The sequence below is a fragment of the Pedobacter sp. ASV28 genome (genome assembly GCF_016428855.1).
GTDB lineage: Bacteria > Bacteroidota > Bacteroidia > Sphingobacteriales > Sphingobacteriaceae > Pedobacter.
Window position 1 is genome coordinate 53,182 of record NZ_JAELTN010000014.1, and the last position, 13,584, is coordinate 66,765.

A 13,584-nucleotide genomic window follows, 5' to 3' on the forward strand; every position below is an offset into this window, starting at 1 on the left:
ACCTGAAAATGAACAAATCTATTTTACTGTTAAAGGTACTATTAGCCGTATTTACCTTTAGTGCCTGCGGACAGGCCACTAAAACAGCAAAAAAAAAGCCTGTAACCAAGGTATCAAGCCCAAAGACTACTAAATTTTTAACGGGTGCCGAACAAACAGAGCTATACCTGCCTTTATTAAAAGGAAAAAGAGTAGGTATGGTGGTTAATCCCACTTCTATTATGGGCCAAACCACTACTGTAGACAGCCTATTGAAAAGAGGCGTAAACATTGTCAAGATTTTTGGTCCAGAGCATGGCTTTAGGGGTAATGCAAGTGCAGGTATCCATGTTGATGATGATGTTGATCAAAAAACAGGTATTAAAGCCATTTCCTTATATGGCAAACACAGCACACCAACCAAGGAAGATTTAGCAGACATAGACGTAATGATTTTTGACATACAAGATGTAGGTGTACGTTTCTATACCTATATCAACACGCTACAGCATGTTATGGAGGCCTGTGCATTATATGAAAAAGAAGTCATGATCTTTGACCGCCCCAATCCAAATGGCTTTGTAATTGATGGGCCTATACTAGACCCTCAATATAAATCTGGCGTGGGCATACAGCCCATTCCCGTTGCCCACGGGCTTACCGTTGGCGAATATGCCCACATGCTAAATGGCGAAGGATGGCTAAAGGACAAGTTGAAGTGCAAGATTACGGTCATCAAAAATGCTAATTATACACATGATATGCCTTATGTACTACCAGTTAGCCCTTCTCCAAATCTCAATACTGCACAATCTATCTTATTATATCCCAGCACCTGTCTATTTGAAGGTATTTACATAAACCACGGTAGAGGCACCAAGTTTCCCTTTACCATATTGGGTGCACCTTATTACAAAGGGATCTACGATTTTTCATTCACACCTACAGGCATAAAGGGAATGGCCGAAACACCTATATTCAAAGATGAAGTATGCTATGGCGTTGACCTAAGAAACTATGACACTTCTATATTTAGGAAAACCAGACAAATCAATATCCAATGGATAATGGAGCTCTATAAAGCTTCTCCCCGCAAAGCTGACTTCTTCAATTCGAAATTGAGCAATCAAATGCTCACCATAGAAAAATTAATCGGTGTGGGCACCTTTAGACAACAAATTATTGATGGAAAAAGTGAGGCTGAAATTAGGGCAAGCTGGGAACCAGGCCTAAGCAAATACAAGCAAATAAGAAAGAAATACTTGCTTTATCCTTAGTTGACGTTTCGGGCTACGAATTAAGGTTACAGGGCAATACCCCCACTAAATGTTATGTCCTTAGTTAGAACAATGATAAAGGAACAAAGAGCAAAGATAAAAGACTTTATATATAGCGAAGTTTTTCTTTACTCCTTGTTCCTTTATCTTTACCCCTTTTTTACTCTTTACTTTTTATATCAAATCGTAATTCGTAAATCTACAATCGTAAATTTTATCACCAGGCCTGATCACCTACCAAAGGCACGAACCTAAACGTATCCAGCTCTATTCTATCGTATTCGTTCTCACTCACCCTGATGACGGTAATCATTTTCTGTGATTTTTCATCACCTACTGGAATAACCAAAATACCCCCTATCCTTAATTGTTTAAGTAATAACTCGGGTACGAAAGGTGCACCAGCAGTCACTATAATCTTATTATAGGGGGCATGTTGCTCTATGCCTTTTGAGCCATCGCCCAAAAAGAAATGAGCATGATAGCCCATTCCAGGCAATACTTTAATGGTTCTGGCGTAAATATTAGACTGACGCTCAATGGTAAATACTTCTGCACCCAATTCCATCAAAATACAGGTCTGGTAGCCAGAACCCGTACCAATTTCCAATACCTTATCTCCTTTTTGAATGTGCAGTAGTTCTGTTTGATAAGCTACCGTATAAGGCTGCGATATCGTTTGCCCATCGCCAATGGGAAAGGCAATATCCCGGTAAGCTTGATTCCAAAATGTTTCATCGAAGAAAAAATGACGGGGTACCTTAGCAATGGCCCTTAAGACTTTGGCATCTGATATTCCCCTTTCCTTTAAGATCTCTACAAGTTTTTTTCTTGCTCCTTTTTCTCTATAATTATCTACAAACTTATATGCCATTTGCCCCAAAAATAGCTTTAAACTCTTTATTTAACCAAATAAACCGCTTCTAAAATTGTAAATATTTATCCACAGCCAGCACTTTGGTCAAGCTAAAAAACTACAATTCAACAAGATCTAGAAAATGTTCTAAAATAGGAGAATATTCAAGAGGAATAATTCGGTGTAGGACAACAAACCCAAATATAGAGCTATAGACTTGGCTTCCCCACCAACCTAAATATTTTACATTTATCGAAATTAAAACCGTTTCTTAATTTATTAGGCTTTTTAAACAGCTCGAAGTAACAAATAATTCATATTTTTGGACTAAACTTATATAGCGCATGAACAAAAACTTATTGTTTATTTTTCTTTTATTCATTAGCACTTCTGCTTTTTCACAACTCGATGGTAATTATAATTACAGCATTGGGATAAAAGCTTTTAATATAGGACAATTGCCAAAGATATTAAACCAGTCCAATACCGATGACTATACCCAAACCTGGTTTAATGGAGGTATTATTAGGTTTAATGACAACCAGATGAGTTTTAGGTTAAGTGGGCATTATTTGTTCAAGAGAGATCTTAAATTTAGCAACCAGTGCGACAATTGCGAAAGCGCAAATGGTAATTTAACAGATTACGCTATTAAGATCGGTTTCGAGAAAAATTTCAACTATTCTATTATCCAACCTTATTTTGCTGTTGATTTAGGTTTTCGTGCCAATAGTTTCCACGGCGAAATCACCTCTACCAATACCCTAAATACCAATGCCACCTATTCGGCAATTACCAATAAGAACGGCGCTACCCTTTCACCTGTATTGGGTTTTAAAATCAATGTATTAAAACAGTTGAGCATCTTTGCAGAATCGAGCATTGATTTTTATTATGCCTATGAGCGTCAGGAAACCATACTACGTGATGCTGCCAACACAAGAACCTTTGCCAAATATAACAAACTAGAATCTCTGCTAAATCCGGTTTCAATAGGCATACAAATCCACTTGATTGGGAAGAATTAATAAGGATCTACATCTATCTGTGTAATTACACTCTTAAATTCTTTCTGGGCATTAAACTCTTTGATGGTAGTAGATAGTACAGTCTTTACTTTTTGAATGGCTACCGTACGCTCAATTTTAATGATAATCTGTTTGATGTAATAGTTCCTTATCCTCGCTACCAAAGGTTGTTCTGGTCCGAGTATCCTATGTCCTAACTGTGCCCTTAAATGATTGGCCAAAGTTTGTGATGCCTTATTAAGAATATTGGCATCTTTATGTTTCACATTCACAAAAATCAACCGGGTAAAAGGAGGATAGTGGAATTGGCGGCGTTCCTCTAGTTCGTCGGCATACATTTGCTCATAATCATTCGCAATTACCTGCTTAATAATACGGTGGTCATCGGCATAGGCCTGAATACAAACTTTACCTTGCTTATCTCTTCGGCCAGCTCTACCAGCCACTTGTGCCAATAATTGATAACTACGTTCAAACGCCCTAAAATCGGGAAAATTTAATAGAGTATCTGCATTGATCACCCCTATCAGGCTTACATTGTCAAAATCTAAGCCTTTGGCCACCATCTGCGTACCGATAAGAATATCATGTTTTTTTTCCTGAAAATCGGCAATGATCTGCTGCATCCCATTCTTGGTACGCGTACTATCCAAATCCAGTCTCGAAATTCTGGCTTCAGGAAAAATCAAGCTCAGTTCTTCTTCAATTCGCTCTGTTCCAAAACCCTTTTGCTCAATATGCACTGAGCCACAGGCAGGGCAAATGTTAATGCTGCTCTGGTGGTAACCACAATAATGGCAGTGCAGTTTACCACTTGACTTATGAAAAGTAAGGCTAACATCACAATTCACACATTTTGGGGCATAACCACAAGTAGCACAAATCAGAATGGTAGCATAACCCCTACGGTTCTGGAACAAGATAACCTGTTCTTTATTTTCCAATGCCATTGCAATATCATCTACCAGTACACTGGTAAAATAGGAAACCATTTTTTTTCTTTTTGTTTCTTCTGCAATACTAATCACTTCTTGTAAGGGTAATTGAACGCCTCCAAAACGTTCTTTCAATACCACAAATCCATACTTGTCTATCTGAGCATTATAATAGCTCTCCATAGAAGGCGTGGCCGAACCCAGCACCACTTTGGCCTGATGAAGAAAGGCTAAAAAAACAGCCGCATCTCTAGCTTGGTAACGCGGTGCAGGATCATATTGCTTATAAGAATTTTCGTGTTCTTCGTCAACAACTACCAATCTTAGATCTGAAAAAGGCAATAAAACTGCAGATCTGGCTCCCAAAATTACTTGATAGGCCCCATTCAATACCTTATTCCAAATCTCTACACGTTCATTATCATTGAATTTAGAATGGTAAACACCTATTTTATCGCCAAAATAGAGTTTTACTCTTTCTACAATCTGGGTGGTCAGTGCAATTTCAGGCAATAGAAACAAAACTTGACCTCCATTAGCAATGGCTTCTTCTATCAATTTGATGTATAATTGTGTTTTACCCGAAGCAGTAACGCCATGAAGAAGTACCACATCTTTGGTTTCAAATTGAGTGCTGATTTGATGCAGTGCATTTTGTTGTTCGCTACTTAGATCAAAAGCGATTTCGAATTCATCGTGGTTAGTATGCAATCTGCTTACTTGGCGCTTTTCCACTACAAATATCTCTTTATCCGTAAGCGATTTTAGGGCACCTTGTCCACAGCCACTTTCCTCTAGCAGCTGGTTTTTGGCCATAAAATCTCCATTTCTGGTGCATTTTAAATAAGCCAAAAGTGCATCCAATTGCTTTGGCGCCCTTTCCAACTGCTCAAATAGCAATTTCAAATTTTCTTCATCCCTATAAAAAGGATTTAGCCTTACAAATGATTTAAGCAAAGGCCTATATTTATCTACTACCTCCTCTGCGGCAACGATAATCTCCTTAGCAATCAATGAATTGATGATGGGGTATACCGTTTTCTGCCCCAACAGCTCCGCAACTTCATTAATCGTTATGCGATGCTGCTTAACCAGCACATTCACAATGAGATCTTCCTTATCTGTAAGTACTACCCCTTCTGGTTGCTCTTCTCTTAAAATCAAGATGGTTTCGCTCGCCAACTTTAATCCGGTAGGCAGTGCGGCAGCCATCACCTCTCCTTCATTACAAAGGTAATAGCTGGTCATCCAGTCCCAAAATTCAAATTGTTTTTGGTTAACAACCGGATATTCATCTACAACATCAATAATGTATTTTGCCTGATAATGCTCGGGTGGTTCATTGCCCATACCCTTAATCAGAGCGGTATAGATCTTATGCTTACCAAACTGTACCACTACCCTTTTGCCCACGGCAATTCTATCGTTAAGCTCAAACGGAACACGATAGGTGTAGTTGATCGCTAACGATAATGGAAGAATAACCTCTACAAACAAGGTTTCTCTTTCAGAAAAATCTGATTCGGCAAATTGCATTATTTATCTTTTAGGGCAGCAAAAAATAAGCAGCACCATCCTATAATAAAACATAGCCCGCCTATCGGGGTAATTGGTCCTATATAACTGGTAAAAGTTAAGTGATAGGCGTCTTTTAGCGACAATAAATATAACGAACCAGAAAACAAGATAATCCCCAAACTAAAAAACAAAAATGAAAGGCTGATGAGCTTGTTCTTATAACGTGCAAAAGTTGAAAGATATAATATAGCGAAGGTATGGTAAAACTGGTATTCAACTCCTTTTTGCCAGGTAAGCAATTGATCGGGCGAAATAATCTGCTTGAGGCCATGGGCTCCAAAAGCGCCTAATATTACCGCTAATGCCCCAAAAAAAGCAGCTGTTAGGATAATTCGTTTATTCATGAGTAACGGCTTTTAATCTTGCTAAATTAATAAAATGACCTTACAATATCGCTAATCATAAAATTAAATTAAATTTGTTCTTCATAGGCATGAAAAGAATATATTTTACACTTAGCATATTGATCATAGGTACCGCTGTAATGGCCTATCTATATTTTTCGAACTTAAATACAGAGAACAACAGCAATGATCATCCACTGAATATTGTATCCAAAAACTCGGGTATCGTTTTTACCTTCGAAAATGACAAATCTTTTTTTGAAATCTTAAACGGACAGCGCATTCTCGGTCAGCTATTGGGTGCAAAAAAAACCAAGACCTTAATTGCCCTGCAACAAAACTTAAGCATAAATAAGCCTATAAACCAACTTGTAGATGGAGAAAATATCTACATTGGTTTTTTACCGGGAAAAAATAATCAGGTCGATTTTATCATAAGCACACAAGCTAAATTCGAGATCGATCAGAATAGATTAATACAGTTGGGCAACAACAAAGAGTTTAAGATAGAAAAGAACGGTGCATACAGCAAGCTTACTTTCCCCGATAGTAGTTTCTGCTACCTGATCACAGATAAAAAAACGATGATCGTTTCCAATTCCCCTGATGCATTGGTCAACCTGATTGACAATCACACCAAGAATGACTTTGCTGCTTACATTAAACAGAACAACCGCTTTGGCAAAAACACACTTGCCAATATTTATATTGACTATAATAAAATCCCTAAATTATTAAAGAGCATACTGAACAGCAATATTAACGGAGAGTTGAATATCTTTAACCGACAAAACACCTATGCATCATTTAATTATAATTTCAGTAGCGAAAAATTATTGTTGAACGGCTATACCGATATACAAGACAAAAACAATTATTATAGGTTATATTTAGACCAAAAGGAACAAAAAATATTTATCGACCAAGCTTTCCCAGAACAAACTGCCAATTATACCATTTTTGCAATAACAGATAAAGAAAAATGGAACAGTGCCTTTAAAAACTGGCAGCAAGATCATAAAGAAGCTGAAAAAATAGCGAAAACGCTAAAAGAACTGAATGAAAAATACAGAATTGATATCTATCAAACTTTCCCTAAATATTTCAATAAGCAACTCGCCACTTTTCAATTAAGCTCAGGCGAGAAATTTGGTCTGCTTGCACTAGAAAATGGCGACAAATTGGGGCAGCTCTTATTGGATCTTAGTACTGAATATGAGCCAGAAATAAGGATTTTCAAAGAAGCTGACCTCTTGTACTACTTCTTTGGAGAACCATTTAAAAAATTTGAAAGACCCTTCTATACCATCATAGATAATTACTTTGTCATCGCCAATAATGCCAGTAGCATAAAAGTGTTCCTTAACAGCTATAGAAACAACAAACTATTGGTAAACAATGCAGTATATATGCAGTTTAAGGATCAAATTTCCAGTTCTGCCACATTATCTATTTATGTAAACCACAAAAACTCTAACGACATCTTTGGCAGAAACCTTAGAGCAGCATATTACAAGCAGTATAAATCTGAAGACGGCCTCAAATCATACAATGCCTTCGGTTATCAACTTTCTTCCGATAATGGACGTTTTCTGAGCAATATTTTACTTTTAAAGCAACAAAAAGAAATTAAATTGGACAGTTTAACAAATTAGGATGTGGTAAATTGACTTCAAAACGGTTATCTTTATCAACAAGTAATGGTATGAAAAGAAAGCTGATTTGCTCCTTATTGATCTTATTTGTCGCGATGGGTACCCATGCCCAACAATATGCATTATTTAACACTAAGACCTTATTCGATACATTCGAAAATCCTGCACAAAAGGCTTTTACCTTGGATTCCTCCCGACAATATGCTTCAAATTTTCTATTGCCCTATCTAGATCTGAGTGGCCTTAACAAAGGAAATTCAGATGAAGCACTCAGAAAATTGATCAATACTGGCTATAGCCATACCCGAAGCGGCCCATTAGACAAAACCACCAGAGAAAGCATTAATATTTATCTCTTGAGCTTTAGAATGTTCAAATACCACAAATATCATAGTGAAATGGGCTTTTCCTGGCAAATTCGTTCGGAAACAGAAATCAATTATTCGGAAAATGAAAGTCTTGGTTTTTTTGACACCTTTAAACGTTTTAGCAGTATACCCAGAATAAATGTTTTTAACAACAACAATAAGCTGCAGACCTATCACCAGATCAGTTTTAACTATCGTGAAAACTACAATAAGCGTTGGGCATTTGGCACTAAACTAAGTTTGTTGAGCGGTATAGGTTATAGTGAATTCCATGCGGATCAATCTTCAGTGTCCATTGATCCGGCCAATAACAAGATGAATATCCAATTAGCCGGCAATTTCAAACTAAATTATCCAGAAGACAATAAAATCAGCTTCTCAAAATTATTACCTTTTAAAAACCTGGGCCTATCTATAACCTTGGGCACCACCCATACTACAAAATCGGGCATATTGCTTATGGCCAATGTTAAAGATCTAGGTTTCATAAGATGGGGCAAGAAAAAATCATTTTCTGGCAGTTTCGATATCAGTCGTGAAATTTCAGATATTACAGGCCCTGATGCAGAGAATAAAATGTATAAGGCAATGAACAAAATTGCAGAAGATAGTGGCGAACAAAAAGCTTTCTACACACCTATAAATACCCGTGCCGACTTTTTAATCTCCAAAACATTTGGTCCTTATACACCAAGCCTAATCCTTACCAAAAATGTATTCAACAAATTTGGTGAAGCGGCTTTTGTCAACACTATAAAATCGGGTCTGCTTTCTTTTAGTGCCGTTCCCAGTTATAACTTAGATCAAACATTTAGATTAGGGATACAGGGAATGATCCAAACGCCCAATTTTGAAATGTTCTTAGGTACCAATGATGTAATACAAAGCTATTACGCCAGTAAAGAAATTATAAAAAATAATGAAGCACAGGCTACCGGCTATAACAGAGGTTCTGTTTATATGGGCATAGCCTTTAAAATAGGCTATATAGTAGAACATCCCCAAAACATGAGCTGGATGCCAGGTGTAGGCAAGTATAAAGACCGAAAAAGCTTTTTCGGTAGTCTTTTTGGCATATTCAAGAAAAAAAACAACTAAACCTTTTTCTTTGGGGTAGTTAGCACAAAATCTTTGAGGTAAAAGGGTTCGAAATAAGCTACATCTTCAAATTTTCCTTTCAAAAAAGCCTCGTAGGCTAAATTGCTCATATTAGCTGCCGTATTAAAATTGAGATCAGAAAAATGTGCATTTGGATTGACAATAACTTCTTTGCACTTCTCCGTTCCATCGCCTATAAATGCCACATAATTATTCTGTAGCTCTAGTACAAAACTTTTATCGTTGATAATCTTTGCATGAGTATATTCTACTTCGGCCAATTTATGATCATATACCGCTGTAAACACTTCCATTCTACGGGCATCTATCATAGGGCATACTAAACCTCCAAAGTTTGGATGCTGTAACAAGTAACCATTTGCCATCATTTCCAAGGTATTGATTGCTATAAGTGGTTTATCTAGAGCAAAACAAAGACCTTTTGCCGTAGATACGCCTATACGCAGTCCCGTATAGGAGCCAGGCCCTTTACTTACCGCAATAGCATCGAGCTGCTTATAAGAAATACCTGTCAACTTCATTACCTCATCTATAAATAGCGTAAGGCTAGCTGCATGGATATGAGATGCTTTTTCTTCTTTCACAGCAATGGTTTTTCCATTTACCGATATGGCAACTGCGCACACCTGCGTGGCGGTTTCAATTTGAAGTATTGTAGACATTTAGAAGTTGAAAATTTACGGTGCAAAGTTATAAGTTAAATTCATTTCGAACTCATAACTTTATACTTTTTAAGGTACCGGATCATGACCATGTCTGCCCCAGGGATGGCAGCTCGCAATACGTTTTACCGTTAGCCAGCCACCCTTAAATGGACCATGCTTTTTAATGGCCTCTATTCCATATTGCGAACAGGTAGGCGTAAAACGGCAACTTGCTCCCAATAAAGGCGACAACAGCAATTGATAAAGCCTAATTAGCCATAAAAATAGCCAAGAAAACAGAATCTTAATTAGTTTCATGGGCTTTAATCTGCGCAATTAGTTTCTTCAATAATAGCACAAGCTTCTTCTCAAAGAAAACGTAGGGATAAATTTCCTTCCCTACATATTGTAGCCCCAACAATAAAAGTTGATTTTTATTGGGCAATAATGCATAGAGCTCGGCAGCTTTATATAGCCTATAAACTTCTCGGGTGCGTCGTTTGACCAAATTTCTATCTACAGCATGCTTATAACGTCTTTTGGCCACATTTATAACCACTTGAACTGGTTGAGAGTGCACATCTGGCACAAAAAGGAAGGTAGCCCGAAAAGGGTACAACAAAAAAGAAGAGCCATTTTTAAATAGCAAGTCTAAAGACTTTTTGCTACATAAACGCTCTTCTTTTTTAAATGTGTTCATTTTTTGATTGCTATTTTGCAGAATGACTGCTCTGCCTCACCTACAAGGTGGCGCAATCAAAAATTATGATTTATGACGACGCTCGTCAGAAACTGTTAATCTTTTTCTTCCTTTTGAACGGCGAGAAGCTAATACCCTTCTACCGTTTGCTGTAGCCATTCTTTCGCGGAAGCCATGTTTATTTCTTCTCTTTCTTTGCGAAGGTTGGAATGTTCTTTTCATAACTGTATAATATCTTAACTAGAGTTTTTAAATAAGAGGTGCAAATATAAAGTGATTATTCCACAATTGCAACAGGTATTTATTTTTATTTTTAGAAAAACAAAGATAGTCATACTTAGCCTATTTTCGATTTTCCATTCCACCTATTTGATAAGTAGTCAAAAAAGAATTACCTTTATAAAACAACCTATCGTTCGTTAGAAGGTTATTTTCTCTATTCCAAACTACAAATTTTTCCATTTTTACAATTATGCGCAAACATTTTTTTGAGCAAACCAATTTTTATATAGTTACTGGCGGACCGGGTGTTGGCAAGACCACGTTACTCACTTATTTAAAATCACATTTTCTTATTGTACCCGAAGTGGCAAGAAAAATCATTAAACAACAAATAAAAATTAATGGAGAAGCTTTACCTTGGAGAAACAAAGAAAATTACAGCAAGATAATGCTAGACCAATCGATCGATAGCTATATGAAAACAGCTAAACAGGCGCCACAAAAAAACTGTCTTTTTGATCGAGGTATTTTAGACACACATTGTTATGCCAAAATGAACAACATTGCAATAGACACCGAAATGGAAGAAACGGCTAAAACATATTTATACAATAAAAAGGTTTTTATACTTCCACCATGGCAGAAAATATACCAAACCGACGAGGAACGAAAGCAGACATGGGAAGAAGCTGTATGTACCTTCCATAAAATGAAAGACACCTATGAATTATATGGCTACCAACTTATAGAAGTGCCCAAAGCAAGCATAATGGAACGAGCGAAATTTATCATTACAGAAATTAAAAAGCATTAGTTGCTCAGCAAATCAGCCTGACAGACCTAACGATCTACCAAGCTGATTATTTATTATTATGCAGCACCTCTAATTACCCTCAATATGATTGCTATGATAGCAATGACTAATAAAGCGTGGATAATGCCTCCTGTATAGTAGCCTCCTAAAAAACTAATTGCCCAAATAATGACTAAAATTACTGCAATTACATAAAGTAAATTTCCCATGATCCTGATGTTTAAGTTAAGTATCTGTTAATTGATTTGATTTATAACTTAAACAAGGGGTGTTTAAAATTGTTCTTATTTTCTGCAGATAATTATCTTATATAAGATAAGTTTACTCCTTTCTATATTCCCAAAGCAGCCCTTAATTTTACATAACCAGTTTTACTTACCGGTAACCAAATACCCGATTTGAGCAGAACAACATAACTTTCTTTCTCTTTTAATTCAATTTTGGTGACCTGTGCCAAATTAATGATATAGGAACGATGGATGCGAATGAACTGTGCAGGATCTAAAGTTTGCTCAAAAAAGCTCATGGTCTTGTTTTTTTGAAAATTTCCATCAGTAGTACTCAGCTTCACATAGTCATCATCTGCTTCAATATAATGTATGGAATCAACGGGAATAATCTTGATCACGCCTGCATTCTTAACCACTACCCTATTGTTTTGTGCGGGCGAAAGAGAGGCTGTTTCCAAAAGCGCCTTGCTTTCATCGCCTTTGGCCAATTTAGCTGGTAATTTCTGCATGGCCTGTTCAAAACGGTTCTGTTCAATAGGTTTTAAAAGATAGTCTACTGCATTTACCTCAAAGGCTTTGATGGCATATTCATCAAATGCAGTAGTAAAAATTACGGCTGGACGTTTCTCTACCAACTCCAACATCTCAAACCCACTAATTTTAGGCATTTGAATATCCAGGAAGATAAGATCAGGTTGGTGCTGTGCAATAGCTTTTAATCCTTCAAAACCATCAAAACACTCAGCTACGATCTCGATATTCGGAAAAGCTTTTAAATAGTGCTTTACTATATCTCTGGCAAGAGCCTCGTCATCAATTAATATGGTTTTGATCATCTTTTTGAGGTATTTTTAACGTAGTAATATACAAATTATCGTGCTGTGTTTCGGTCTGCAGCAAATTGTTGTCTGCAAAAAGCAAATACAAACGTCTTCTTATGGCCGACAGTCCAAACCCAGTACCTTTACTGGCTTTCATTTCAGGATCATACGGGTTGGTTACACAAATGGTAAGCACCCTATTTTCTAATTTTACATGAATGGTAATGGTAATTGCTTTTGAAGTATTATATAAACCAAATTTAATGGCATTTTCAACTATAGGCTGCAATAATGTACCTGGTAGGCAAAGCCCCAAAGTATCTTCTGCAATATTTACATCGATATTTAACCGATGGCTAAAGCGAACTTTTTCAATGTCCAAATATAGCTGGATATATTCCATTTCGTCTGCAACATTTACCCAAATTTCATCGTCGCGTTTTAAAGTACCTCGTAAAAAAGCGGCCAGTTTAGTAATCATTGTTCCTGCTTCGGTAGGATTTACAATAGTCAGGGCATAAACAGAGTTCAGGCTATTAAACAAAAAATGCGGTTGTAACTGGTGACGAAGCTTGTTCAGTTCTGCCTCTTTAGCCAGATTTTGTGTAGCCAACATTCGACTTTGCATTTCCGATTGTTCTTCCAACCTGTACCATAAAATATTGGCTAGGGCACACCAGGCCAAACATATAAATGCAATAGCCGATTTAAAAATATCTGACAGGTCTAAAAAATTAAGGTAACTACCTTGATTGATAAACAATAAACTAAGCGACTGTCTGGATATCCAAACAATAATAAAAGATAAAACTACCGTCAATAATAATACATATAGTAGTTTTTCATTTTTTGGCTGATAGTAGCCCAGCATATTACTCACTACGATACATCCCAATGCCAATAGGCCATTGCTCACCATGCTATCTGCTAGTGCTATTGGCCAAGAAAAATTAAAAAAGAAATAAAGTATAGCAGCACAGACAGCCATCCAGCATATCAATATCACACTGGATA

The 13,584-nt window shown here is 36.9% G+C and carries 15 protein-coding genes; 5 read left to right on the plus strand and 10 right to left on the minus strand.

Annotation, left to right across the window (positions count from 1 at the left end):
• Nucleotides 1-8: 8 nt before the first annotated feature.
• The gene (locus JHD79_RS07120) at nt 9-1,256 is read left to right on the plus strand and encodes an exo-beta-N-acetylmuramidase NamZ domain-containing protein (RefSeq protein WP_199118525.1); all 1,248 of its coding nucleotides are present in this window, start codon (nt 9-11) and stop codon (nt 1,254-1,256) included.
• 217 nt (nt 1,257-1,473) lie between these two features.
• On the opposite strand, the gene JHD79_RS07125 is transcribed toward JHD79_RS07120, so the two are convergent.
• On the minus strand, nt 1,474-2,130 hold the full coding sequence (locus JHD79_RS07125) for a protein-L-isoaspartate(D-aspartate) O-methyltransferase (protein ID WP_199118526.1): 657 nt from the start codon (nt 2,128-2,130) through the stop codon (nt 1,474-1,476).
• A 326-nt stretch (nt 2,131-2,456) separates the two neighbouring features.
• Between JHD79_RS07125 and JHD79_RS07130 the strand changes: the two genes are divergently transcribed.
• Entirely contained in the window at nt 2,457-3,140 is a 684-nt protein-coding gene (locus JHD79_RS07130; protein WP_199118527.1) for a hypothetical protein, read from the plus strand.
• Here JHD79_RS07130 and priA read toward each other — a convergent pair.
• The gene (gene priA / locus JHD79_RS07135; protein WP_199118528.1) at nt 3,137-5,611 is read right to left on the minus strand and encodes a primosomal protein N'; all 2,475 of its coding nucleotides are present in this window, start codon (nt 5,609-5,611) and stop codon (nt 3,137-3,139) included. The two genes, JHD79_RS07130 and priA, sit on opposite strands and share 4 nt — an antisense overlap.
• Nucleotides 5,611-5,997, minus strand: a complete 387-nt coding sequence (locus JHD79_RS07140) for a DUF423 domain-containing protein (RefSeq protein WP_199118529.1) — start codon at nt 5,995-5,997, stop codon at nt 5,611-5,613. Before JHD79_RS07140 ends, priA begins: the two co-directional genes overlap by 1 nt.
• Before the next feature lie 89 nt (nt 5,998-6,086).
• On the opposite strand from JHD79_RS07140, the gene JHD79_RS07145 reads away from it, so the two are divergent.
• Nucleotides 6,087-7,652: a hypothetical protein gene (locus JHD79_RS07145; RefSeq protein ID WP_199118530.1), complete on the plus strand. Its 1,566-nt coding sequence runs from the start codon at nt 6,087-6,089 to the stop codon at nt 7,650-7,652.
• Between the two features lie 50 nt (nt 7,653-7,702).
• Entirely contained in the window at nt 7,703-9,118 is a 1,416-nt protein-coding gene (locus JHD79_RS07150; RefSeq protein ID WP_199118531.1) for a DUF5723 family protein, read from the plus strand.
• Here JHD79_RS07150 and tsaB read toward each other — a convergent pair.
• From tsaB to rpmH, 4 genes are all read right to left on the minus strand, one after another.
• A complete protein-coding gene (gene tsaB, locus JHD79_RS07155) occupies nt 9,115-9,801 on the minus strand; it encodes a tRNA (adenosine(37)-N6)-threonylcarbamoyltransferase complex dimerization subunit type 1 TsaB (RefSeq protein ID WP_199118532.1) in 687 nt (228 codons plus the stop codon). The two genes, JHD79_RS07150 and tsaB, sit on opposite strands and share 4 nt — an antisense overlap.
• Before the next feature lie 69 nt (nt 9,802-9,870).
• Complete coding sequence (yidD, locus tag JHD79_RS07160) at nt 9,871-10,101, minus strand: membrane protein insertion efficiency factor YidD (RefSeq protein WP_199118533.1); 231 nt, start codon at nt 10,099-10,101, stop codon at nt 9,871-9,873.
• Nucleotides 10,088-10,483, minus strand: coding sequence for a ribonuclease P protein component (locus JHD79_RS07165; protein ID WP_199118534.1), 396 nt, complete (start codon nt 10,481-10,483; stop codon nt 10,088-10,090). The genes yidD and JHD79_RS07165 overlap by 14 nt, the downstream gene beginning before the upstream one ends.
• Before the next feature lie 63 nt (nt 10,484-10,546).
• Entirely contained in the window at nt 10,547-10,705 is a 159-nt protein-coding gene (rpmH, locus tag JHD79_RS07170; protein WP_199118535.1) for a 50S ribosomal protein L34, read from the minus strand.
• Nucleotides 10,706-10,955: 250 nt separating this feature from the next.
• Between rpmH and JHD79_RS07175 the strand changes: the two genes are divergently transcribed.
• On the plus strand, nt 10,956-11,519 hold the full coding sequence (locus JHD79_RS07175) for an AAA family ATPase (RefSeq protein WP_199118536.1): 564 nt from the start codon (nt 10,956-10,958) through the stop codon (nt 11,517-11,519).
• A gap of 56 nt (nt 11,520-11,575) precedes the next feature.
• Here the strand turns inward: JHD79_RS07175 and JHD79_RS07180 are convergent, their stop codons facing one another.
• From JHD79_RS07180 to JHD79_RS07190, 3 genes are all read right to left on the minus strand, one after another.
• Nucleotides 11,576-11,728, minus strand: coding sequence for a lmo0937 family membrane protein (locus JHD79_RS07180; RefSeq protein WP_199118537.1), 153 nt, complete (start codon nt 11,726-11,728; stop codon nt 11,576-11,578).
• A gap of 122 nt (nt 11,729-11,850) precedes the next feature.
• Nucleotides 11,851-12,585 (minus strand): LytTR family DNA-binding domain-containing protein, encoded by a 735-nt coding sequence (locus JHD79_RS07185; RefSeq protein ID WP_199118538.1) that lies wholly within the window; start codon nt 12,583-12,585, stop codon nt 11,851-11,853.
• Nucleotides 12,563-13,558 (minus strand): sensor histidine kinase, encoded by a 996-nt coding sequence (locus tag JHD79_RS07190; RefSeq protein WP_199118539.1) that lies wholly within the window; start codon nt 13,556-13,558, stop codon nt 12,563-12,565. Before JHD79_RS07190 ends, JHD79_RS07185 begins: the two co-directional genes overlap by 23 nt.
• Between the last annotated feature and the right edge of the window lie 26 nt (nt 13,559-13,584).